Here is a 22,972-nt window from a genome sequence, read left to right as displayed (position 1 = left end):
CACCGCTCTCCGGGCCGTTCAAATTCTGCGGACCACTGCTGCCAGTAACGGTGGGATCACCTGTAAGGTCATCGCGTCCCGTCCCCCGATCGATCGCCTTGAACCTGTGGAGGTTTACATATGGTCACGCCTTCGGTGACCCCCCTGACGGTGTCCGCCGAGAGGGGACTGGCACGCAAGACTCTGCGGACAAGTTCGCTGGTGACGTTCGGCGCGACCGCGTCGTCCCCGATGGCCGTTCTCGTCGGCGGTATCGTCGCCACCTACGCGGCCACCGGTAACACCGGTGTGGCCTCCAGTTTCCTGCTCCTGACGGTCGTGATGCTCCTCTGGGCACCGGGGTACATCGCCATCGCCCGTTACGTGCAGCCCAGTGGAATCTTCTACACCGCCCTCGCCGCCGGGTTGTCCCGGCTCGTCGGGGTGGCGGGCGCGCCGGTGGTTCTGCTCGCCTACAACACCATTCAAATCTCGCTGTACGGGCTGCTGGGTTCCGTGATCAGCGGACTGGTCGGCGGGCCGTGGTGGATCGGGGCCCTCATCGCGTGGGCCATCGTCGCGGCGTTCGGCCTGCAACGCACGGGCGTCAGCACCGCGATGTTCGGGACCATCCTGATCGTCGAGATCACCCTGCTGCTCGTGTTCGTGCTGGTCGGCCTCGCGCACCCGGCCGGTGGTCACCTGACCTTCACGGCGCTGAACCCGACGCAGTTGTTCGACACCGGCGTGGTGGCGGGGCTCGCGGTGCTTCCGCTCGGCTTCGCCGCGTTCTTCGGCACCGAGACCATCGCCGCGTACGGCGCGGAGGCGCGGACACCGCGGGCGGTGTCACGCAGCATCATCTACGTCATCGTCGGCCTGGGCCTGCTCTACGCCCTGTGCGCGTGGGCGATGGTGGCCACGGTGGGTGCTGACCGGGTCGTCGACCTGGCCCGCGACCCGTCAGCGCCACTGCCGTTCGAGGTTTTCTCGGGCTCCCGCGCCGGTAGTGCCGGCGTGCTGCTGGTGGCACTGGGCGGCCTGCTGTTGGTCAGCAGCGTCCTCGCGGCGATGATCAGCTTCCACAACAGCGTGGCGAGGTACCTCTTCGCTCTCGGCAAGGATCGGCTGCTGCCCGCTCGCCTGGCGACGATCCGTGAGGGTGGGTCCGGCGCGCCGCAGGGTGGATCGATCACCCAGTCGGTCACCGCCCTGATCGTCATCCTGCTGTTCGTGGTGAGCGGCGCCGAGGCGCTGACCATGTTCACCTGGCTGAGCAACATCGCCGCGGTCAGTCTGATGCTGTTGATGGCGACCAGTTCGCTCGCCACCGTCCGCTACTTCGCGCGCGGTGGTGGGCGCAGCGAGTCGCTGTGGGCGCGGGCGATCGCACCCACCCTGGGCGGTATCGCCATCGCGGTGATCCTGCTCGTCACGCTTGTCAACATCAGCGCGGCGCTCGGCACGCCTCCCGGCTCACACCGGGCGTGGCTGGTGCCGGGCACGGTCGGTGTCTTCGTCGTCATCGGTGTGCTCTGGGCGATCAGCGTGCGGACCAGTCGGCCGGACGTACTCACCGGCATCGGTGAGCGCGAGACCAACCCCACGCGACAGGTCGACGAGGATCTGAGCCACCTGACGCTCTGAGCGCCGTCTCCGGACCTGGAGCAGGCGGTGCCGCCTCGGCGGCACCGCCTGCTGTCGTCGTACTGGCTTACGTCGTCGCGCCTCTCGCCGAGCCGATCCGCTGAGCGCCCAGGTGCACGAGCGTCGCCAGCTGGGCGATACCGGTCCAGATGGGAGCGTCACCCGGGTAGCTCTGCAACGGTCGCCACGTCTCGTAGAGCGGCGTCGTCGACTGGATCAGCGGCCGCTCCCACGGGTCGGTGGGCCGGTCGACCACGATCCGGGTCTCTTCGGGGTCCATCAGCTGGATGTAGAAGCGTCCGGGGATACGATCCTCGCCTTCGATCCGCCGCATCGTCTGCTCCCAGGTGCCGAGCGGACCATCGAGTGAGCTGACCGCCAGGCCGATGAACGTCGAGTCGGCGTTGACCCGCTCGTCGACACGGTTGCACATCTGTGGTGGCTGACGCGGGTCCAGGCCACCGTGGTCGAGGTAGTGCCGCGCTGTCTGCGCGAGGTCGTAGAGCAACCTGGGCAGGTGCGACACGTCCTCGCCAGCCTTGTCGAGACGTGTCGCCGCGCCGACCTCGAAGACCCCACGCTCCACTGTGGACCCGATGACCGGCACGGCGTACAGGAACGCGAAGCCGTAGGGGCACAACGGGTTACGCCGTCGCTGCGCCCACGCGTGGCGGCCGTGCATGGTGTTCATCAGCCCGACCCGGCTCAGCGCGGAGGATCGCAGTGAGGCCCAGATCCGCCGCGTCTCCGGATCACTGATCGGCGGCGCAGGCGGTGACTCCCGTGCGGCCGGCGACGGGTCGGGCGGCGGCGGGTACGCGGACGGCGCGGACGGCCAGGGAACCGGTGGGTGTTGCTCGACCACCGGTGACGGCATCGCGCTAGTGGGCGCGACCCACCCGTGCCGTCCGGCCGTCGCCGGCACCTCGGGCGGGGGTGACGAGTGGCTGCCCGAAGGCTGGTCCCACGGCACGGCCGCCGTCCTTCCGGCGGTCGCCGCCGCTCTCCAATCCTCGGGATTGCTCTCAAAAGGACCCGAGCGAGTTGCTGGCCTGTCGTACGCCACGTTGGTAGTCCCTCCAAAGACGTCGCCACAGCCTCTCATCGCACACACACCGCGATCAACCATGCACCACGAGTCGGCTTGATCGCGCTTAACGGCGGTTGCCTGGTGGTCGACGTCATGGTCCACTCTTCGCTTAGTTGCCTATCAACGGAGAACCCGTGACCTCCCCCACCAGCGTTCCCGACGACCTGTCTCTCGCTGCTGAGATCGAGCACTTGCGAGCCACTCTGACAGCACACAGGTCGATCGGCTTCCCGGCCGCAGTGGACATCGACTACGGACCAGTGACCTCGCTGTTCGGCCTGCTGATCAATAACGTCGGCGACCCGGAGACCGACCCCGACACCGGCCACACGAAGGCCTACGAGCGCAAGGTCATCGACTGGCACGCGGACCTTTTCGGCGCCCCCGCCGACGATCGGTGGGGCTATCTGACCGGCGGTGGCACCGAGGCGAACCAGGCAGCCATCCTGCTCGCCCGCGACCGGTTCGCGGGCACGAGTCCGGTGCTCTACTACAGCCAGGCCACCCACGACTGGATCCGCAAGACCGCAGGCATGCTGAACCTTCCCGAGGTCGTCATCCGCACCGACGCCACCGGAGAGATCGACTATGACGATCTGCGGGGCGAGCTGGCGCGGCGCAGGGACCGGCCCGCCATCGTCGTCGCCAACGCCGGCACGACCGTCACGGAGGCGGTGGACGATCCCGCCCGTGTGCGCCGCGCCCTGTCCGAGCTGGCGATCCGCAACGCCCACCTGCACGTCGACGGCGCGCTCGCGGGTGTGCCGTTGGCCCTGCTGCCGGACCGGCCGGTGGCCATCGACCTCGGCAGCGTGGTCGACTCCGTGGCCATCTCCAGCCACAAGTTCTACGGAACCACCGTTCCCGGCGGCCTGGTCATGACCCGCCGTTCACTGCAACGGGCAGCGCGACAAATCTCCTACACCGCCACGACCGACAGCACCATCAGCGGCTCGCGCTGCGGGCAACTCGCCGTCCAGATGTGGTACGCGCTGCGACTGCTCGGCGAGGACGGGCACCGCGAGCGCGCCGAACGCGCGCGTGAGACGGCCCGCTTCGCCCATTCCCTGCTGGCCAGCGTCGGTTGGCCCGCCTGGCGCAACGTGCACGCCTTCACGGTGTACTTCACGACCCCGCCGCCGGCGATCGCCCGCCGCCACGGCCTGTCCAACGCCGACGGCGGCATCAGTCACCTGATCTGCATGCCGGGCGTCACCCGGCAACAGATCGAGGCGCTCGCGGCCGACATCGCGACCGTCAAGGGCACCGAGCAGCCCAGCCCGAGCCGCGGTGTCCGGCGACTCGTGCCGGTCGCGCAGCTGCCCCGCGCCGCCGCCGACCGGACCTGATCGGCCGTTCGGTGACTCGCCCTCCCGAGCGGTCCGAGGTGCGCCGCGACGCCCCGGCCTATCCGGGCGCGGGGCCGTCGTCCGCCGTGGCGGCGCGCATCTCCTTGAGGACGTACGTGGCGGCCTTCTCGACGACGCGGACGCCCGCCTCCTGGCTGACGTGATGGTTGGAGAGCACGGCGATCAGCCAGTCGTGGCGGTCCTCCACGATCCGGCCGATGCTGTTGACGATCCACCGGCCACCGTCGGCGTCGGCGGTGTCCCAGCCGTTCTTGACGTACACGGAACGGGCGTCCGGCGTCCGCCCGGCGGTGACTCCCCATCGTTGCTCGGGAATCACCTTCTTCATCAGGCCCATGACGAAGGTACGGTCCTGCGGGGTCAACGGTCCCTTCGACGACGTCAGCGCGGTCAGCAGACGGAGCTGGTCGGCGGCCGTGGTGGTGGTTATCCCCCAGTGCGCGCTGGGCTTGGTCTCCCGCAGACCGAACGCGCGGTTCGCGGCAGTGAGACCGCGCGAGCCGTCGATCTTCAGCCACAGGGTCTCGGCAGCCTCGTTGTCACTGGACTCGATCATGGCCTCGGCCAGCCGTCTGGTCCCCGAACTCAGGGCCTTGCCCGGTGGCGTCTGACGCAGCAGGAGAGCCGCAAGAATGTTGACCTTGACGATGCTGGCCGTCTCGAACCGCGCGGTGCCGGCCGTCACGGTAGCCGTCCCCTGTCGGTCCAGTACCGCTACCGCCAGATGGCCCTTGTACGGCTTCACGAAGGCCTCGATACGGGCCCTCGCCTCCTTGACCCGGTCGACGGACGGCGTCGTGGGGATCGGCTTGGCCGGCGATGGGCCGGGCGACGAGCTGGCTCCGTCACCGTCGCGAGCACGCGTGGCACCGTAGGCGGCCGTCGCGACGCCGGCGAGAGACATGGTGGCCGCGGAGACGACCCAGCGGCGTGGCAGCTTCCGACCTCCCCGCTCAGCCAAGGCGGGCCACCGCCTTCGCCGCGATCGAATCGACCGCTGCCTGGTCGCCCAGGTCGGGCAGGCTGACGGTCGAGACCGTCTCGCCTCGTTTCAACATGACGAAGTACCTCGTGGTAGCAGGGGTCTGGGAATGGTAGATGCGGCCTCGGACGAGCAGTCCGACGCCCCCCAGATACTGCGAGTCGACGATGTCGAAGGAGACCGTCGCACCGTGGACCACGTAGCTCGCGCACCGACGGAGGACCTGGCGAACGTCATCGACGTTCTGCTCGGCCCATCCAGGTTCGTACGTCTCCACGACATGGTGCGCCGGTGACGAGCCGTCCGGCAACCGGTAGTAACGCTCGACCGCAGCGCGCCGGTGCGACTTCGCGGTGTAGTCGCTGCTCAGGTAGTTGGGGCAGTCGTCCTGCTCCCACGGCCAGGGCGGCAGGCCGGTCCGGGCGTCGTCCTCGTGCCAGCCCGAACCCAGATCACCCGCGCCCAGCAGCATGCTCAGACCACTCCGCTCGACGGCCGCGGTGGGCGACTCGTCGGCATCGACGCCGGGCTCCCCCTGCTGGCACCCCGTGAGCAACACCACAAACGTCGACAGGACCAACGACACGACAGCGACCGGGCCTCGACAGCTCCTGCTGCTCGGTACGGACACCGAAACCTCCCCAGACACAGATGATTGCCACCGCAGGTCACGCCCTTGCCGACGAGACGTGGTGGTGCCCTCCCCATCAATTCGGGACAAACGCGGCCGTTGCCGGTGGGCGACCCGACACCACGGGGGATCCGCTCCGCCGCCTCCCGGCCGGTCAATGACGCTCCTCGGCGAACAGCTCGGAACGGGTCTCGCCGAGCAACTCGCGCAGCCGGCCGAGGGAGCGCATGCTCTGGCTCTTGACGACGGCCGTGGAGACGCCCACGACCTCGGCGGTCGTCTCCACGCTCAGGTCGTCCCAGTAGCGCAGGACGATGATCGCCCGATCGCGCACCGGCAGGGTGGCGACCGCGTCGAGCAGGGTCATGCGCAGCTCCGCCGGATGTTCCTCACCCCGATCCGGCGGTACCGGAATCGCCAGCTCGCGGCTGGAGCGACGCCGTTGCTGGTCGATCACGCAGCGCAGCAGTATCTTGCGGGCGTACGCGTAGGGGTCGTCGGCTCGACAGACCCGGCCCCAGTTGGCGTACACCTTGGCCAGCGTGGTCTGGGTGAGGTCCTGCGCGAGATGCCAGTCCCGGCACATCAGGAAGGCAGCATCGCGCAGGCGGCCAGCGACCGCCTGCGCGAATTCCACGAAGTCTTCGTCAGCCATTCGACCTGGCCAGATGCGGGAAGTTCTTGGCACCGCTCTCGACGAACTTGGCCGGCAGCCTCGTCCCCCAGATCGGGTTGGCGGCGATCGAGGTCGCCTCCTGCACGGTGAGGACGGCCGGCGCCGGCGGGGCCTCCTTGCCGTCCCACGCCAGACAGGTGGAGATCAGCACGTCGATCTGCAGGCCGTCGCGGTGGTGCACCGTGACCATCTTGTCCTGCAGGCAGTTACCGGGTACTTCCGTCAGCTCCACCGTCCCCGGGTCCGGGTCGCCGCCGAGGTGGTCCTGGTAGACCGAGAGCCGCACCATGCCCGGCCCGTCGCCCCGATCCAGATAGATCTGGACGTACGGCATGCCGGGGCCCGCCCCACCGCTCTCCAGGCTCGCGTAACCGCTGGTCTTCCCCTTCGGCAGGAGCCAGGTCAACAGTTCCAGAGCGCCCTGCGGTGTGGTCGTCAGCAGCTCGCCGTCCGGCCCCGCCCCGATCCGCACCTTGTCGATCACCGTGGTCGTGGTCCTGGGCGTCGGCGACGCGGCCGCCTCTCCGGCGCCCGGACCGAACCCGCCATCTGGGGACGGCGTGACGGTGTCGACCAGCCCATCCAACGAACCGACGTTCGGTTCGCCGGACCGACCGCCGCCATCGGCACCGCCGCCGAGTGGCCCGACGGCCAGGCCGATCACGAGCAGCACCGCCAACGCCGATCCGCCGGCGCCGAGCTGCGTCAGGCGGCGCTTACGGCGCAGTCGGCGACCCTGCACCACCGACTGCTGGACCAGATCACCCAACGGTGGGGCGACGTGTCGGGCCAGTTCGTCCCTGAAACGCCCACGCACATCGCCCATGCCCCGTACCCCCCTCGGCCGACCGTCAGCCGTGACCATCCGTCACTTAAGAGACGGGCCGGAGGGCCGATTTGGTCACCTTTTTTCGGCACGAATTTCGGTTGCCCCCGCTCGACCTGGGCTGCGCTTTCAGCACGTGTTCGGCCGTCTCCGGAGAGTCACGTTCGGCTGTGCACCACCAGCTCGCCGATCTCCAAACGACCGACGCGCAGCTCCCGGACGATCGCCCGACGGACGGCCAGCCGCCCGATCACCAGCGCCCCGACAGCCAGGGCACCGAGCGACGCTGCCCCTACAGCCAGGGCACCGAGCGACGCTGCCCCCGCAGCCCGCGCACCGGTGGCCACCGCACCCGTCGCCACCGCGCCGTCGGCGCGTGTTGCGGTCAACTGCCCCAGTCGAACGTTTCGCTTCATCCCCCCATTGTCCGGACAGCCCCGGTCAGGCGCTGCCCGCAGGTCCCCGATGTCGCCCCACGGCCCTGTCCCCGCAGGGGCGGCGAATGGTTCCCGCCGCCCCTGCGGGGAGGGTCACCGTCCGTACAGCTCGAATTCGTGGAGCGAGAATCCGTACGAGGTGGCCCGCTTGACGCCGTACACCCGCGCGTAGCGGGCGGTGACCGGTGCGAAGGTGGCGTTGTCGACGCCACCGTTGCCGGCGGTGGTGGTGAACACCGGCGTCCAGGAGCTGCCGTCGCCGGAGACCTCGATCCGGTACGAGGTTGCGTAGGCGGACTCCCAGCGCAGGACCGCCCGGCTGACAGTGCGGGCAGCGCCGAGGTCGACCCGGAGCCACTGGTTGTCGTTGTAGCTGCTGGCCCACCGGCTGCCGAGGCTGCCGTCGACCGCCTTGTCCGGGGTGTAGCTGGTCAGGAACTGGGTGCTCGACGCGGTCGCCGGGCGGCCCTGGGCCAGGTTGGTGACGTCGTCGCCCCGGCGCGCCGGGAACGAGACCACCTGCTGGTAGGTGGGGCGGTTCTGCCAGGCGATCAGCGGGTGGGTGATGCCGCCGAGCCCGGACTGGGCGATCGAGTCGGCACACCACTGGTCGCCGGCCCCGCAGGACTTGTCGCCCGGATAGACAGTGGTGGCCGGCACCACGGCGGCCTGACCGAGCGTGTCCAGCAGAGCCTGCCGGCACGCGCCGAGGTTGCCGTTGCCGCAGTACGCGCGGCCCAGCCCGCCGGACACCTGGTCGCCGAGCACAGTGCGCACGTCCTTGTCGACGTAGCCCCACCAGCCGTGCTGGAACGACGAGCCCTTGTGCGCCTGACCCTGCAACGCCCAGCTCGCCGCGCCGTCACGGCCACCGTTCTGGCCGCCCGACGGGGCCTCGTTGACCTCGATGGCGTCGACCAACGCGGCGTAGAGCCCCGGCCCGAGCCCGGGGCGGAACTCCGCCGAGGCCAGCAGCGGCCACCAGGCGTCGAAGATCCGGATGGCGTCGGCGTGCTGGTAGACCTTCGAGCCGGGTGACGTCTCCACCCGGCGGGCGCCCGCCTGCTGCCAGGCCCGCAGCTTGCCCACCGCGTCGGCCAGCGCCGGGTCGGTGACCGGCGTGCTGTCCAGCACGCGCAGCAGGTCGCCGAGAACCTGCTGGCCGCGCAGGTCGGTCACCGCCGCATCCGCCATGATCTGGACGACGTCGGCGCGGCCGAGCTTCCGTTGGGCGATCGCGGCCCGCACCGGGCCGTCGAGAAGCTGACCCCGGTGTACGGAGCCGAAGCTGAAGTTGCCGTCGGCCGCCCCGAAGTCCCGCGCCTGCTTGTTGTTCCAGCTGACGTAGTAGTCCTGGTTCACCGACTGCGGATGCGCCGACGCCGGGGCGTACGTGGCGTCGTTGGTGTCGGGATTCCAGCCGGCCCACTCGTACGCCGGTTCCGCCTTCGCGGGCAGGTTCGGGTCGGTGACGGACGAACGGACCGGGTTCGAGCCGGAGTTGTAGTACGCCGCCTCGGTCGAGTTGACGTAGAACCAGTTGAACGCGTACCCGACACTGGCGGACGACGCCTGGAACGCCGCCGCGCTGCCCATCGCCGACGGGTCGTTGAAGGCCTGGAATCCGATCGCCGAGTCGGCCTCGTGCCGGTAGGTGGAGCGCAGCTTGGTGAAGGCCGTCGGCTGCCCGTTCACCAGGCCCCGATAGGAGACCAGCCCGTACTTGGTGCGCAGCGCGCGCAGCGTGTACGAGCCGGCGGGGGTGGAGTCGGCCAGCGTGGGTGACCACGAGTTGCGCTGCTCCAACGCCTCCATGGCGAGGCACTGCCCGTGATAGAGGTAGCGGTTGGACCGCAGCGTCGGCGCGGTGCCGTCGGTGGTGCACAGGGGCACCGCGTACGTGTCGGTGAGGTCCTGCGAGGCGGAGGTGGCGCTCCACGCGTAGTCCTGGCCGCGGCCGAGCAGCACGTAGAGGTTGAGCCCGGCGAACGCGGCCCCACGAGCGCTGATCCCCGGCCCCTGCAACTCCTGGAGCATCAGCAGTTGCGGCGCGAAGTAGCCGGTCTGCGGCCCGAACACGGCTACCGGGTTGCCGGTGGTGGTGTGCCGCCCGGAGACCACCACCGCGTTGGACATGCCGTGCGCGCGCAGGTTGGACAGGCCGCCGACCAGCCCCTGGGTGGCGGTGCTCGACCCGGTACGGGCGGCAGCCCCACCGCTGGCGTCGTAGGCCAGGGGTTCGGCGACCACCGTGCCGGCGTCGGGGAGCACCGCGCTGGTCGCGCCGGACGGCGTCGCCCCGTATGGGAAGCTCTGCCCATCGTGGAGGGTGAGTACCGTCTCCGGATCGTTCTGCGACCGGAAGGCAGCCCAGACCCGGTCACCCTCGGTGGTGCCGTACTTGGCCCGGGCGGCCACCCGGACCAGCGCGGACTGGATCTCGCTGCCACCTCCTCCACCGAACAGGCCGCCGATCACGCCGGCGGTGGCGATCAGGTCGGTCATGGTGAAGTGCTTCGGCTTGCCCGCGCCGGCGAGCACGTACTCGCCCGGGTAGTTGTCGTCGGCGATCGACTTGTCGATGTAGGCGTTGATGCCGGCGATGTAGTCGACCACGTCGGTGTAGAGCTGCTGGCCCCGGACGCCCTTGGTACGCAGCGCGTCCACCTGGGCCTGGAGGTCCACCTCTGTGTAGGGCGAGTTGGCCCAGACGCTCTGCTCCAGCTCCCGGTTGCCGGGCGCGCCCCCGGCGAACGAGGTGACGTTGCCCCGACCGACGTGCCGCAGCAGGTCCATCACCCAGAGCCGGTCCTGTGCCCCGGCGTAGCCGGCGCCGAACATGGTGCCGGCGCGGGTGGTGCCGGTGACGTGCGGGACGCCGGTGGCCCTGTCCCGCACGATGGTGACGTCGGCGCGCGGCGCGACGGTGCTCTCGACCTGCGCGGCCGGTACGCCGAACGAGGCGTCGTTGTAGAAGTGGGCGATCTGCTCGTCGGTCAGCCCGGCGTAGTTGTAGACCAGGTTCGCGTACTCGTCGAGCTGGTCGCTGGAGTGCGCCGGTCGGGTGCCGAGCGCCTGGTGCGCCAGGATGGCGACGAGCGTGGCGTTGCCGTTCTGCCCCGGGGGCAGGATGTCGGAGCACTGGCCGAGGCAGTAGTCGTCGGCGGCGAACGTGGTGGCGGCGAGCGCCGCTGACGGCGGGGTCACCGTCAGGACGCCGGCGGTGAGGGTGGCGGCGGTGAACGCCGCGAGCCGGGTACGGAGTGCGGGACGGGGCATGGCGATCCTCCGGGGACGCGGAGTCGGGCCGTACGGTCTCGCCCGGCTACGGTGCCGACGTCTCGCCCTCCGCGCCCGGGCGTTCCACCCGGAGGTGAGAATGACTCATATCAATCTCGGGCAATGATCGACGCTGAACCGTCGTTAGGGATACCCGTCGTTCACCACGCGCGAATGCCGACGTTTCGCCAGCGGGCGTCGACCGTCTTTGCTACTCAACGCTGAGCTGCGGCAGTCAGCGGATCGCTGAGCGTGTTGCCACCTGCCGGTACAGTCACGGCGCATCGGTCGTCACACGACCACGTAGCGCATGACCCCGAAGGGACTGCGGGATGCCGCTGGAGCCGAGGTTTCGCCGCGTGGCCGCGCTGCGCCGACGATTCGTCAACCGCGAGTCCATCCTGGAGACGTACGCCGAGGAGTTGGCGAACGTCGGCGCTGGCATTCGGGTGCTCAATGTCGTCGGGGTGGGCGGCATCGGCAAGTCAAGGTTGCTGCGCGAGTTGCGCGACCGGGCCGGCGAGGGTCGCCGCACGGCCACTCTCGATCTCCAGGTGCCCGCCATGCGTCAGCAGGAAGACGCCCTCGCCGTACTGAGGGTGGAGCTGGGCCGACAGGGGGTGCGGTTCGACCGTTTCGACATCGGCTACGCCGTGTACTGGCAGCGGCTGCACCCACATCTGCGGCTCACTGCCAAGGAACTGCCATTCATCGAGGAGAGCGAGGCCCTCACCCAGATCCTCGATGACGTGTCCGGAATTCCGGTGTTCGGCACGGCTATCGGCCTCGTGAAGTTGGCGGAGCGGGCAACGACAGGCGCGCGTCGTCGACGTCAGATCCGGATCGACGACACCTTGCGCTCGCTCGACGACCTCTCCAACGTCGACCTGGTCGACGCCGTCACCTTCCTGTTCGCCGAGGATCTGCGGGAGTCGAGCGCCGAACGGCCGTACGTCATCTTCGTCGACGCGTACGAGGCACTGGTGTCGGTCTCGGTCCGGGCCGGCCGCGCCTCGATGCTCGACGTCTGGCTGCGTGACCTTGTGGCACAGCTCGACCGGGGTCTCGTCGTGGTCGCCAGCCGCGAACCGCTGCGCTGGCACGCGTACGATCCGAGCTGGGCCACGGTGACTCGTCAGTGCCAGGTGGATGGGCTGCCGATGAATGCCCGGCTGGAGCTGCTGACCGAGAGCGGCATCGCCGACGCGGCGGATCGAGACGCTATCGCCCGGGCGAGTGCCGGCCTTCCGTTCTATCTGCATCTGGCTATCGACACCTGGACCGCCGCGGGCGATCCGGGACGCGCCGTCTCCCCCGAGGAGATCGTCCAGCGCTTCCTGCAACACGTGGGCGGCCAGGAGATCCGCACCCTGGAATTGCTGAGCATCCCCCGGATCTTCGACTTCGAGATCTTCCAGGCACTCGCCGACGCGTTCGACCTGCCTCGGCACCGGCCGGCCTGGGAGTCACTCACGGCCTACTCGTTCGTCTACAAGGCCGGCCAGCACGGTCATCGGCTGCACCAACTCATGCGGTCCGCCCTGAGCACGCACGTCTCGCCGGCCACAGCCCGGGACGTACACCGGCTCCTGCGCGACATCTGGGCGGACCGGTCCGGACAGGCCGCACGCACGGAGGACGGGGTGGCGACCAGGGCTAGGGCCATCCGGGAGACCGCCTACTCCGCGCTACACGCCGGGGACGTCGACGGCGCGAGACTACTGGAGTACGCCGACCAGGCACTGAACTGTGGCGGTAAGCAGGCGGTGGACGGGGTGCGGCGCGACCTCCAGGAGTTCGTCGGTGAGAGCGGCGACGCGCCCGAGCTGGCCGCCACGCTGCGATGTATGGAGGCTGAGGCGGCCGTCGTGCTGGGTGACGCGCCGGCCGCCACGACGCTCACGTCGACGCTCGACTGGCCGGTGGACGAGGTGGTGGGTGCCCGGCTGGCGCTCGCCGCCGCCCACGGACGCCGGATCGGCGGCGCCACCGAGGCGGCCCGTCGGTTGTTCGCCGAGGTCTGGGAGAACCACCCGGGACCGGTACGGCATCGAGCGGGTGTCTGTCTCGCGGACATCGAGATGTGGCAGGGCCGGTTCCGGGCCGCGTTCGCCATGTCCGAGCAGATCCTCGCCGGTTGCCCGGAGGACGACGCGGTGCTGCGCGGGGACGTAGCTCGGCTGCTACACCTCGGGCACCGGTTCGCCCTCGACTTCCCGGCCTCGGAGCAACAGTGGAATCACGCCTACGAGTTGTACCGACGGGCGGACACGGTGGTGGGGTTGGCGAACCTCAAGACCAACCGCGCCGAGCTGCTGGCCTGGACTAACCCGGCGGACGCGGTGCCGGCCGCGATGGTGGCGATCGAGGTGCAGCGCACCATGGGCGCCCAGCACGAGATCGGCAAGGCGTTCACGGCACTGGCCATCGCGCAGCTCCGGCTCGGCCGGTACGACGAGTCGGCCGGCTCGTTCCGGGCCGCAGCCGAGGCCTTGGACAAGGCGGGTTATCGCTCCGGGCGTGCTCGGGCGGAGCTGTTCCGGGCCTTCCTCGACGTCAGGCGGGGGCGCCGCGCCGACGCTGTGGACGCCGCGCGTTGGGCCGTCACCGAACTGGTCGAGGCGGAGGTCTACCCGAACCTGATCGTGTTGGCTGGGCAGCTCCTCGACGCCCTCGGCGAACGCGACCAGCGGGTTACCGACTCCGTTGCGGTGGCCCGCGACCAGATCGATGCGCTGGACACCCTCGTCGCGTTAGAGGAACGTGGCAGGCAACTGGTGGCGGCGCTCCTGGAGGAACGGGCATGACGTGGACGGAAATCTACGACCGGGCCCGGTCGCGGGTGGATGCCGCCGCCGGCTACTACAACCACAACATCCGGGTCGAGGTCGAGTCGGGACCAGTCATCGTCCGGATCCCTATCCACGGCGCGGACGTCATGGACCTGCGATTGTGGCGCGAGGAGGATCTGCTGCCGGCCATCGCGCCGTACGTTATCGAGGCGCCGCGGCTGCTGTTCCTCAACGACGATCCGGCCTTCCAGATCCACCAGTTCATCCCCGGTGACGTGCTCAACGACATCGCACCACGCGGCACCGCCTGCCCGCCGCACGTCCCGGATGACGTGGCGAGGCTCTTTCGGCAGCTAGTCGACGTCCCCAGGGACAAGCTGCCGCCGATACCCGACGACTGGCCTGCCGACGGCGACAGCGGCGGCTTCGGACGCCGTCTAGCCCGAATCACCCAGTGGATCTACGACACCTCGGTCGACGAGTACCGACCACTGTTCGACAGGTTCGGCATTCCGGATGACCCGCTGACGGCGCTTGACCACATGTGGCCCACGTTCACGTCTCGGCCGTTCGTCTGCGTCCACGCCGACGTGCACCGCAAGAACATCATTGTCGACAACGGCGCCAGCGTCTTCCTGGACTGGGAGCTGGCCCTGTGGGGTGATCCGGTCTACGACCTCGCCGTTCACCTCCACAAGATGACGTACCTGCCGGCCGAGGAGACGGTGTTGCTCGAGCATTGGCAGGCTGCCATGCCGGCCGAGCATCTGGCCCGGTGGGAGCCGGATCTCGACGGGTACCTCGGCCACGAGCGCATCAAATCCTCCATCGTGGACACCATCCGATACGCGCAACTGTTCGTCGCGGGCGGTCCGTATCCATACCCGGAGGAGGACATGATCCGGTCGATGGCCGGCAAGCTCAACGCGGCCCGGCCGCGGTGGGGCATGACCGCGCCGATCAGCCTGGACGACGTACGCGCGGGGTTCGCCGACTGGGTCGCCTCTCACCGCTCCCACTCATGACGGCAGACGTCGCCGCCCTCGCCTGGGTGCGGGGTGGCCGCTGAGGGGTTGACGGCGTACCCGAAAGCGACGTAGTGGCGGCGGCTCGCCACCGCAACGCCGCCGGATGTCGTCCGGGCCCGCCGCAGCCAGCCAGTTCTTGTGGAACAGGCGCTAGTCGCGCGCGGGCTCGTCGCGGGCGCTGCGGGCGATGAGCGCCTCGATGCCGTCGAGGAGCAGATCGATCCCGAAGGCGACATCAGAGTCGTCGATCCATTCCTCGGCGGCACCGAAGGCGTTGGCGCGTACGGCTGCGGTCAACTCCGGGTAGTCGCCGGGGTCGAGCACCTAGCCGAGGATCTCGCCGTACTCAGCCAGCCCGGCGATCGATTCGTCGGTGGCGGCGGGGCCGGCGTTCAGCAACACCCGTCGCCCCGCCTTCGTCGCCCGACCGGATCGCGTACCCGCTGCCGGGGATGTCGCCGTACGGCAGGAGCGTGCGCCTTCGGCGTAGCTGGCGTCGTCAGGGCAGGCGGACGGTGTACCGGTGCATCGTGACGCCCCGGGACACGAGCACCTTCGGCTTTGCCGTCCAAATCTCGCCGTACTCACGCAGGTAGTCGGGCAGCTTCTCGTCGTCCCGTGCGGCACTAACCCGACGCTGGCGCATCCTCGGCAGATCCCGCCAGGCGTTTCACGAAGGCGCGATACACGGGGGTGCCCGGAAGGCCGTCGTGGATGGCGAACACCACGTGGTCGAATCGGTCGACCACGTGCAGAGCCTCGGCGAACGCGCCGGCCACCGTGGCGGGATCGTTGCGGAACACCCCGCACCCCCAGGCGCCCAACACGATCGAACGGTGTCCGTGGGCGGCGGCGACCTCCAGCACCCGCCGCGCACGCCGGGCCAGCACCGCCGGCACGTCCGGCACATGCGCGGGCTGGTTACGGACGATCGCGCCGAGGTTCGGTGCCGCGGCGGTCAGGAACGACGTCGTGTACGGCTGCTCGAGCAGATTTGCGTCGTCGTCCCGGAACACCGGCACGAGCGGGGAGTAGATGACCCTGTCGCTGTACCGCAGATCGTGCTGCCCACGGTGGAACGCGTAGAACTCGGGCGCGGCGCTCAGACACGGGTACAACGCCGACGAGCGAGCGATGCTCTCCTCCTGCGCCTGTGCCCCGTTCAGGAACCCGCCGCCCGGGCTCCTCGCCGACGCGAACACCAGACACGCCGCACCGGGCCCGAGGCGGTACGCCGCCTGCAACGTCGACTCGTGTGTCACCTCCACCCGCGCGGCGCCGGGTGCCGCGTCCGGCACCGCGAGCATTTCGTCCGGGAGGTGATGCCGCGTGCCGGCGACCGCGGCGCGTACCGCCTCGCCGAGGACGACATCAACACCGTTGCCACTGCGGTAGCGCCCCGACTCGGCGATCGCCACCGTCTGGCGAGCGATCTCACGAAGACTGTCGCTCACCGGTCCACCCCGCGCGTCGGGAGGTGAGGGGCGTGCACAACCAGCAGGCCAGGCAGACAGACGGTTACCGACAGGCAGTTCTCCCGATCCCGCTCGAGGCGGTGGACGGTGATCACAGCGGTGAACGGTCGTCGCGCAGCCGGCTGTAGAGCCACCCGTCGCGCCAGGCACCGGCCCGGAACTCGCACGCCCGCACGACGCCCTCCAACTGGAAACCAGCCTTCTCCAGCGACCGCTGCTCGGCGACGTTCTCCGCATGCGTGCTGGCCTGGATGCGCTGGGCCGGGGTGTGGCTGAACAGGTAGTCGCAGAGCAGTGCCTGGGCCCGCCAGCCGATGCCCTGGCCGCGCCACTCGGGCAGTAGGACGATCCCGATCTCCCAATAGGGCGCCCGACCGCCGTACTGGCCCTGGGAATAGCTGAGGAAGCCCGCCCGGGAGTCCGCCGCCGGCTCGACCTGCACGATCAGGCCGCCGGTGCGCTCGCCGAGATAGCCGTCCTCGGCGAGGCGGCGAGCCGGCGCGGCGGCATCCCGGAAGCCAGCCCAGTCGAGCCCGATCAGCCCGGGCTCGACCGCGAACCGGCGCAACATCGCCACGTCGTCCTCGACCACCGGACGCAGCCGTACGGTCGAGCCGGGCGCGTGGTGCACGACGCCGGCCACCAACGGATCGCAACTGTCCACCCTTGGCACCGTAGTGATGCGCCCCGCCGTCCGCTGCCCCCGAACGCCCGACAGCGGCCGTAGGTGGACGCGCATCGCGTCACGCAGAGGGCCAGGACCGCGTGAGCTCGCTCCGACAGGCCAGACCCGGTCCTGTGGAAACTGTGCCGCCGTCAACTGGCGAGGTGGCCCGTGGCCCGCAGCAGCGCCCGGCTGAACCGGTTGAGGTCCACGCTCTGGAGCTGCGACCGGGTGAACCAGTCCAGCTCGCTGATCTCCTCCTGGTCCGGGACCGGTGTCCCGTCGACGATCCCTGCCTCGTAGACGGCGGGGACGTAGGCGACCCGATCGCCGTTGGCGTAGGTCACCTCGTAGTCGGTGCCACCGAGCACCGTCAGCAGCCGCGGCTGGCTGATCTGGACGCCGATCTCCTCACGGATCTCACGCGCGGCCGCCTCGGCCGCGGATTCTCCGATGTCGACCGCACCCCCGGGCACCGCCCAACCGTTCTGCTCGCCGGTGTGACGTACGAGCAGGAGGCGTGCGTCGTCGTCGACGACGAGGACCACCACCGACGGCAGCTGGATCAACTCGTGGCCGATGACGGCCCGCAGCCGAGCCAGGTGCGACGAGATAGCCATCCGGACACGGTAGCCGTCACACCCCGCGGCAGCCGCTCTACCAGGCACGACACGCACGTTCACCGCCGTCGCAGCGGCAGCTGACGGCTCACCTGCTCGGTGCGGTCGCCATCAACCGGAACCGGCTGGACCGGGCCTCGTACAGGCGACGTCGTTCCTGGGAGGGGAGCCGGCACCACGGGACACCGAGAGGAGCCCACGGAGGTAGACCTCGCCGGCATCATCCCCGAGGACCTCGGTCCGGACGTCTTCCACGACGATCCAGATCCACCCACCACCGGATTCCGGAATCACCACTGACTGGCCGACCCTCGCGGCGCTGACCGTGCAGGTCTGTTCCGCATTCACCACGAAGAAGCCGATTCGCTGTTCACTGGTGTCCCACTCAAGAACGCGGACCCGGATCGACCCGTCGGGGGTGCTGCCGACGGGCATCTTGCGGTCGGAAGCTTCCGACAGGGCGATCTCGACGGGCGCGCCACCCCGCGCGGGCGCGGGCGACGCCGTGACCGCCGGCGGGGCAGAGCTGGAGGGAGCGGAACTGGAGGGAGCAGGGCCGGAGGGAGCAGGGCCGGACGGAGCCGTGGAGGTGCTGGGCCTCTGGGTCGCGCTCCTGCCATCGGAGGCCCCCGGCCCGCCCCCCAGCAGGCCAGTCTGCCAACCAACGACCGCCAGGAGCGACACAAGTGCGCCGAGGACGCCGGCCCACACCGACCGCCCGCGCGTCCACCGGTGCCCCGGTCGAATGGCCGGTCCGGGCGAAGCCGGCTCCTCGACCCGCACCTCGTGCGAGGTGCCGTCCGGCTCGGTGGCGGCGGCGCGGTTGCGGGCGATGGCGATCCGGTGCCCGCCGTTTCGGCTGCGGCGCTGCGGCCGCGGACGGTTCCGCGCGTGCAGGCTCTGGTCGACCTCGGTGAACAGGGTGTCCATGTCGAGCAGGCGGGGCCCGCCAGGTACGCCGTCCTGGAGCACCTGCACCAGCGCGCCGGTGAAGGCGGTGTACTCGTCACCGACCGCGGCGATCGCCGGCATGTTCTCGGCGGTGGCCGTCATCAGGTAGGCGCCCTCGACGACGGCCTGGTCGGCCAGTTGACCCGGCTCGGACATGAATCCGGCCATGGCCCGTCCGCTGTAGCAGCAGTCGAGCAGCACGACCTTCGCGCGGCAGCCCCGGGCGGCGGTGACGATCTCGCGGCGGACGTCGGCGAAGCGGACGGCGCCCCACAGCCGCTCGCGGCTGGCCTCGGGCAACGCGAGGTACAGCTCGGCGACGTCGTCGAGCAGGCCGTGACCGGCGAAGTACACCACCAGCGCGTCGGTCGCGGCCAAGGACGCCTCGTGCACGGCCCTCAGCACCTCCTCGCCGGAGGTGGGGTCGATGACCATACGACAGTGCTCGGGTGGCAGGCCCCAGACGGTCGGATCGGTCAGCAGGGCGTAGAGGCGGCGCACGTTGCGCTCGGCACCGGGGATGCCGGGCATCGCCTGGTATCGGGACACTCCGATCAGGACGGCCCGTGAGCCCGCCGGATCGGGCAGACCGACGGTCACGGCGACGGAGGGCGGGCGTCCCCGTCAGGACCGTCGCTGGCTGTGTGGTCGGCGGCCAGGAACTGGGCGATCATCTCGGCGGTCACCTGCGACGCGTCGTCGACGGTGAGGCGGTGTCCGTCGGACCGGACGATGGTGACCGAGGAGGACCTGGGCCGGCTCTGCCACCAGGCCAGCACCGACACCGCGAGGCTGGACACCGCGGTCGCGTGGGTCAGGACCACGTCCACCACGTCGAGAGCGCCCATGCTGCCCGCGGGCGGCGGGGCGGACCGTACGTCGGCCTTCCGGGCGAGTGCCGGGTCGATGCGCAGCCAGCCGTACAGGGCGTTGAGCTCGGCGGGACCATCCGCGAGGATCCGTACCCGCAACGCCACTCCCCTCGGCACCACCGGCTGGACATCGACCACCATACTCGGGAGGCACAAGAAGCTGCTCACGCGTGGCCGACGACGGAGGCGCCCCCCGATACACAACCCACCTCCGTCGACAGCACCCGTGAACGGTCCGACCAATCAGGCCGTCCGCCAGCCGGAGCTCTTGCCCCCGCGCCAGACGACCTCGTAGGACACGATGTAGTTCTCGTAGCTCGTGGTCCCCTGGCCGCAGGAGCCCCCCGCCCCGTCGAGGTCCGGGATGTCCTTGATGGTGCCGTTCCGGAGCTTCATCCGGCCGTAGACACCCACGTTGTCGGCCTTGATGTCGCAGACCCGGAAGAGTGTGTGGCTGATGAAGATGTATCCCTCGCCGACCGCGACGCCGGCGTTGTTGTAGACATAGGCCATGGTGTCGTGAGCGGACGCTGGTGCGGGCGCGAGCGCGAGCGCCCCGACAACTCCCAGACCGACCGCGGCGGCGAGGCTTCGTCGTACACCCGTGGTTTTCATGGTTTCCCCCTCCAGGACGATGGACTTCGTCGAACCGTGCAGCCAGAGTCTGACGAGAGGATGTTGGCTGGATGTTGGCGAAGAATTCGGTCGCTGGTTGACGGTCGGAGTCGCGCCCACCGCCGTGTGATGTCGGTGCCACCATCGCGGCGCCAGCCCTGCTCGCAGCCGGGGAAGGGATCATGCGGTTCGAAGTCCTGGGGCCACTGCGAGCCGTCGACGCATCGGGATCGGTGGTGCCGGTCGGCAGACGTCAGCACGAAGTGCTGCTCGCCTGCCTCCTGGCCGCGGACGGACGGACGGTCACCGACGGCGTCCTGATGGAGGCCCTGTGGGGCCGTGATCCGAGCGACCGCAAGCACGGGGCACTGCGGGTTCTCGTCCATCATCTGCGTCGCGTTCTGGGCACCGGGACGATAGTCCGGGCCGGCGGTGGCTACCGGATCAGGCTGGACGACCACCAGCTGGACGCCGACGAGTTCGTCACGTTCGCCGAGACCGCCGCACGGCACGAGGCGCAGGGCCGGCTCACCGAGGCGCGCGTGCGCTACCGGGCTGCACTGCGCCTGTGGCGGGGATCGGACGCCTACCAGGGCACCGCCGACACCGACCAGGTCAGGGCGGCGGCGCACCACCTCGGCGAGCAGCGGCTGAGCGTCCACGAGAGCTGTGTCGACATCGAGCTCAGCCTCGGGCTGCACCGCGAGTTGTGTGCGGAGCTGTCGACCCTGGCAAGGGAGTACGCGCTGCGCGAGCGCCTCCAGGCGCAGCTGATGCTGGCGCTGGTGCGCAGTGACCGACGGGCCGAGGCCCTGGCCGTGTACGAGCGGACCCGGCGCATGCTCGCCGACGAGCTGGGAACCGACCCCGGCAGCCGACTCCAACAGCTCTACACGGCGATCCTGCGCGGCGTCACTCCCACGGTCACGCCGGCCGTGGTCGTCGCGGTCCGGCCGGCGCAGCTACCAGCGCCACCCCGAACCTTCGTCGGGCGCGACGACGAGTTGGCGGCCCTCGACGCCGTACAACGAGCATCGCGCTCTGGTCAGCACCGCTCCGGATCGGTACTCGTGACCGGCGCGGGCGGCATGGGCAAGACCGCTCTGGTCGCGCAGTGGGCCGACCAGAACCGGCACTGCTTTCCGGACGGGCAGCTCTACCTGGATCTCGATGACGACGTTCCCGCGACGGTGGCGCTGGCCCGCGCTCTCGTCGACCTCGGCGTCGCCCCCGACGACCTGCCACGCCAGGTGGAGGCACGGGCGGCGCGACTGCGTTCACTGCTGTCCGACCGCACGATGTTGCTGGTCCTGGACAACGTGAGCAGCGCCGGGCAGGCTCGGCCGTTCTTCCCCGGCAGCGGTGACAGCCTGCTCGTGATCATCAGCCGAAACCGGCTGGACGGGCTCATCGCTCGCGAGGGCACTCACCTGCTGGTGCTCGGCGCGCTGCCCGAGGAGCCGGCCACCCGCCTGCTGCGGGCGGTCGCCGGACTGTCCGGCTCCGCCACAGACGACATCCCCGCTCTGGTGAAGCTGTGCCACGGTATGCCGTTGGCCATCCGGATCGTCGGCGCACGCCTCCGGCTGGACGCCCGACCGGACGTCCTCGTCGCCGCCCTGCGCGACGAGCAGACCCGCCTGGCCCGGCTCGCCACGAGCGACGGAGACGTGAGCGTACGAGCCGTCATCGCCGTCTCCTACCATCGGCTCACCGCAGCGGAACGTCGGCTGCTGCGCCGGCTCGGACTGCTGGATGTTGCCGCCATCGGATTCGGTGCCGCCGCCGCGCTGGCCGGCACGACCACGGTCAGCGCGCTGACCGAACTGGTGAACGGGCTCGCCTCGGCCAACCTCGTCACCGTCGAGGCGAGCAGCCGGATCGCTCTGCACCAACTGACGCGCATGTTCGCCCACCAGCAGGCCCAACGGGAGGACAGCGCGGTCGACCGGCGGATCGCGGAACGGCAGGCCCTCGACTGGTACGGGCAGGTGAGCGGTCGTGCGCAGCGGCGCATCCGGCCCACGACCAGCCCACGTGACGGTGCGGGGGTCCGGGGTGCAGGGCACCTCTTCGTACCCGATCTGACCGACACCGCGGCGGCTCTGCGGTGGGCCGACACCGAGGCGGACACCATCGCCAGATTGATCGCCCAGCACGGGCAGACCCACCCCGATCTCGTCTGGCCCCTCGCCGTGAACATGCGTGGCTGGCTGCAACGTCGGGCACCGCGCGACACCTGGATCTCCGTCACCGAGCAGGGCATCCGTGCCGCGGTCCTGGCCGGCAGCGGCACCGGCGAGGCCACCCTGTACGGGAGCCTCGGCGTGGCACACAGTCTGCTGCTGCAACGGTCCGAAGCCCGGACCGCCTACCAGCGGGCCAGCGCGCTCTTCGCCGACCACGGCGACCACGCCGGCGTGGCGGACGTCGAGGCGAGCCTGGGTGCGATGTTGGCCGACAGCGGCGCGCTCGACGAGGCACTCGCGCCCCTGCTACGCGCCCGCGAACTCGCGGCCCCGCTCGACGATCCCGATCTCATCTTCAAGGTAGAACTCAATCTCGGTTACCTGCACCGGCGCGCTGACCGCCAACAGGAGGCGCTCGACGCGTACACCTCGGCGTTGTCGGCCGCCGAGCGGTCCGACAACCGGGACTGGCTGTCGGCGAGCGTCCACACCAATCTGGGCAGGGTGCACTTTCTGCGGGGCAATCTCGATGAGGCAGGACACCACTACGACACCGCGGTCCGCCTCGCCCGCAGCACCGGCGATCGGATGCGGGAGGCGTGGGCCCTGCACGGATGCTCCGACGTGGCGGCAGCGCGACGAGATCTGCCCGCCGCCGTCGCGGCACTGCACGAGGCCGTCACCATCCTCGAACCGCTCGGCGACCGTCGCCTCGACGAGATGCGCGGTCTGTTGTCCGCGTTGCTGTCCGACAGCTCCGCCGCGCCGGCACCGGAGGACGCGCCGCCACCTCGGCGCGCGCGACGCTCTTCGTGAAGGGGAGACCCACCTCCGCGATGGATCTCCCCT

At 70.1% G+C, this 22,972-nt stretch carries 20 protein-coding genes; 5 read left to right on the top strand and 15 right to left on the bottom strand.

The window, feature by feature from the left end:
• Positions 1–135 precede the first annotated feature (135 nt).
• Positions 136–1,626: an APC family permease gene (locus ABZV06_RS12680; RefSeq protein WP_355621001.1), complete on the top strand. Its 1,491-nt coding sequence runs from the start codon at positions 136–138 to the stop codon at positions 1,624–1,626.
• 67 nt (positions 1,627–1,693) lie between these two features.
• Here the strand turns inward: ABZV06_RS12680 and ABZV06_RS12675 are convergent, their stop codons facing one another.
• The gene (locus ABZV06_RS12675; RefSeq protein ID WP_355620998.1) at positions 1,694–2,503 is read right to left on the bottom strand and encodes a hypothetical protein; all 810 of its coding nucleotides are present in this window, start codon (positions 2,501–2,503) and stop codon (positions 1,694–1,696) included.
• Positions 2,504–2,850: 347 nt separating this feature from the next.
• On the opposite strand from ABZV06_RS12675, the gene ABZV06_RS12670 reads away from it, so the two are divergent.
• Entirely contained in the window at positions 2,851–4,065 is a 1,215-nt protein-coding gene (locus ABZV06_RS12670; protein ID WP_355620995.1) for a histidine decarboxylase, read from the top strand.
• Positions 4,066–4,123: 58 nt separating this feature from the next.
• On the opposite strand, the gene ABZV06_RS12665 is transcribed toward ABZV06_RS12670, so the two are convergent.
• The 6 genes from ABZV06_RS12665 to ABZV06_RS12640 form a co-directional block, all read right to left on the bottom strand.
• Positions 4,124–5,047, bottom strand: a complete 924-nt coding sequence (locus ABZV06_RS12665) for a serine hydrolase (RefSeq protein ID WP_355243948.1) — start codon at positions 5,045–5,047, stop codon at positions 4,124–4,126.
• Positions 5,040–5,654, bottom strand: a complete 615-nt coding sequence (locus tag ABZV06_RS12660) for a hypothetical protein (RefSeq protein ID WP_355620992.1) — start codon at positions 5,652–5,654, stop codon at positions 5,040–5,042. Before ABZV06_RS12660 ends, ABZV06_RS12665 begins: the two co-directional genes overlap by 8 nt.
• Before the next feature lie 199 nt (positions 5,655–5,853).
• Complete coding sequence (locus tag ABZV06_RS12655; protein ID WP_355620989.1) at positions 5,854–6,354, bottom strand: SigE family RNA polymerase sigma factor; 501 nt, start codon at positions 6,352–6,354, stop codon at positions 5,854–5,856.
• A complete protein-coding gene (locus ABZV06_RS12650; protein WP_355620986.1) occupies positions 6,347–7,201 on the bottom strand; it encodes a hypothetical protein in 855 nt (284 codons plus the stop codon). The genes ABZV06_RS12655 and ABZV06_RS12650 overlap by 8 nt, the downstream gene beginning before the upstream one ends.
• Before the next feature lie 158 nt (positions 7,202–7,359).
• Entirely contained in the window at positions 7,360–7,617 is a 258-nt protein-coding gene (locus tag ABZV06_RS12645; protein WP_355620984.1) for a hypothetical protein, read from the bottom strand.
• Positions 7,618–7,731: 114 nt separating this feature from the next.
• On the bottom strand, positions 7,732–10,917 hold the full coding sequence (locus ABZV06_RS12640) for a penicillin acylase family protein (RefSeq protein ID WP_355620981.1): 3,186 nt from the start codon (positions 10,915–10,917) through the stop codon (positions 7,732–7,734).
• Positions 10,918–11,249: 332 nt separating this feature from the next.
• On the opposite strand from ABZV06_RS12640, the gene ABZV06_RS12635 reads away from it, so the two are divergent.
• Entirely contained in the window at positions 11,250–13,724 is a 2,475-nt protein-coding gene (locus ABZV06_RS12635) for a hypothetical protein (RefSeq protein ID WP_355620979.1), read from the top strand.
• Positions 13,721–14,734, top strand: coding sequence for an aminoglycoside phosphotransferase family protein (locus ABZV06_RS12630; protein WP_355243964.1), 1,014 nt, complete (start codon positions 13,721–13,723; stop codon positions 14,732–14,734). Before ABZV06_RS12635 ends, ABZV06_RS12630 begins: the two co-directional genes overlap by 4 nt.
• 153 nt (positions 14,735–14,887) lie before the next feature.
• On the opposite strand, the gene ABZV06_RS12625 is transcribed toward ABZV06_RS12630, so the two are convergent.
• The 8 genes from ABZV06_RS12625 to ABZV06_RS12590 form a co-directional block, all read right to left on the bottom strand.
• Positions 14,888–15,061, bottom strand: a complete 174-nt coding sequence (locus ABZV06_RS12625; protein ID WP_355620976.1) for a hypothetical protein — start codon at positions 15,059–15,061, stop codon at positions 14,888–14,890.
• A gap of 175 nt (positions 15,062–15,236) precedes the next feature.
• A complete protein-coding gene (locus tag ABZV06_RS12620; protein ID WP_355243969.1) occupies positions 15,237–15,383 on the bottom strand; it encodes a hypothetical protein in 147 nt (48 codons plus the stop codon).
• Complete coding sequence (locus ABZV06_RS12615; RefSeq protein ID WP_355620973.1) at positions 15,364–16,191, bottom strand: TIGR02452 family protein; 828 nt, start codon at positions 16,189–16,191, stop codon at positions 15,364–15,366. The genes ABZV06_RS12620 and ABZV06_RS12615 overlap by 20 nt, the downstream gene beginning before the upstream one ends.
• A gap of 112 nt (positions 16,192–16,303) precedes the next feature.
• Positions 16,304–16,876: a GNAT family protein gene (locus ABZV06_RS12610; RefSeq protein WP_355620970.1), complete on the bottom strand. Its 573-nt coding sequence runs from the start codon at positions 16,874–16,876 to the stop codon at positions 16,304–16,306.
• Between the two features lie 152 nt (positions 16,877–17,028).
• A complete protein-coding gene (locus ABZV06_RS12605) occupies positions 17,029–17,496 on the bottom strand; it encodes an NUDIX domain-containing protein (protein WP_355620968.1) in 468 nt (155 codons plus the stop codon).
• A 111-nt stretch (positions 17,497–17,607) separates the two neighbouring features.
• Entirely contained in the window at positions 17,608–19,047 is a 1,440-nt protein-coding gene (locus tag ABZV06_RS12600) for a caspase family protein (protein ID WP_355620965.1), read from the bottom strand.
• Positions 19,044–19,460, bottom strand: coding sequence for a hypothetical protein (locus ABZV06_RS12595; RefSeq protein ID WP_355243983.1), 417 nt, complete (start codon positions 19,458–19,460; stop codon positions 19,044–19,046). Before ABZV06_RS12595 ends, ABZV06_RS12600 begins: the two co-directional genes overlap by 4 nt.
• A gap of 102 nt (positions 19,461–19,562) precedes the next feature.
• Positions 19,563–19,934: a hypothetical protein gene (locus ABZV06_RS12590; RefSeq protein WP_355243985.1), complete on the bottom strand. Its 372-nt coding sequence runs from the start codon at positions 19,932–19,934 to the stop codon at positions 19,563–19,565.
• A gap of 182 nt (positions 19,935–20,116) precedes the next feature.
• Between ABZV06_RS12590 and ABZV06_RS12585 the strand changes: the two genes are divergently transcribed.
• Entirely contained in the window at positions 20,117–22,939 is a 2,823-nt protein-coding gene (locus tag ABZV06_RS12585) for a BTAD domain-containing putative transcriptional regulator (protein ID WP_355620961.1), read from the top strand.
• Positions 22,940–22,972: the final 33 nt, after the last annotated feature.

The organism is Micromonospora sp. NPDC005172 (genome assembly GCF_040608555.1).
GTDB lineage: Bacteria > Actinomycetota > Actinomycetes > Mycobacteriales > Micromonosporaceae > Micromonospora.
The sequence above is the reverse complement of the archived record's forward strand: the minus strand, read 5'-3'. Positions and strand labels throughout refer to the sequence as shown.

What these genes read in the sequence shown, in the direction of transcription:
- ABZV06_RS12620 (WP_355243969.1), bottom strand. Translation starts at nt 15,383, where the DNA reads ATGCGCCAGCGTCGGGTTAGTGCCGCACGGGACGACGAGAAGCTGCCC.
- ABZV06_RS12585 (WP_355620961.1), top strand. Translation starts at nt 20,117, where the DNA reads ATGCGGTTCGAAGTCCTGGGGCCACTGCGAGCCGTCGACGCATCGGGA.
- ABZV06_RS12635 (WP_355620979.1), top strand. Translation starts at nt 11,250, where the DNA reads ATGCCGCTGGAGCCGAGGTTTCGCCGCGTGGCCGCGCTGCGCCGACGA.
- ABZV06_RS12630 (WP_355243964.1), top strand. Translation starts at nt 13,721, where the DNA reads ATGACGTGGACGGAAATCTACGACCGGGCCCGGTCGCGGGTGGATGCC.
- ABZV06_RS12645 (WP_355620984.1), bottom strand. Translation starts at nt 7,617, where the DNA reads ATGAAGCGAAACGTTCGACTGGGGCAGTTGACCGCAACACGCGCCGAC.
- ABZV06_RS12650 (WP_355620986.1), bottom strand. Translation starts at nt 7,201, where the DNA reads ATGGGCGATGTGCGTGGGCGTTTCAGGGACGAACTGGCCCGACACGTC.
- ABZV06_RS12590 (WP_355243985.1), bottom strand. Translation starts at nt 19,934, where the DNA reads ATGAAAACCACGGGTGTACGACGAAGCCTCGCCGCCGCGGTCGGTCTG.
- ABZV06_RS12655 (WP_355620989.1), bottom strand. Translation starts at nt 6,354, where the DNA reads ATGGCTGACGAAGACTTCGTGGAATTCGCGCAGGCGGTCGCTGGCCGC.
- ABZV06_RS12640 (WP_355620981.1), bottom strand. Translation starts at nt 10,917, where the DNA reads ATGCCCCGTCCCGCACTCCGTACCCGGCTCGCGGCGTTCACCGCCGCC.
- ABZV06_RS12595 (WP_355243983.1), bottom strand. Translation starts at nt 19,460, where the DNA reads ATGGTGGTCGATGTCCAGCCGGTGGTGCCGAGGGGAGTGGCGTTGCGG.
- ABZV06_RS12675 (WP_355620998.1), bottom strand. Translation starts at nt 2,503, where the DNA reads ATGCCGTCACCGGTGGTCGAGCAACACCCACCGGTTCCCTGGCCGTCC.
- ABZV06_RS12605 (WP_355620968.1), bottom strand. Translation starts at nt 17,496, where the DNA reads ATGGCTATCTCGTCGCACCTGGCTCGGCTGCGGGCCGTCATCGGCCAC.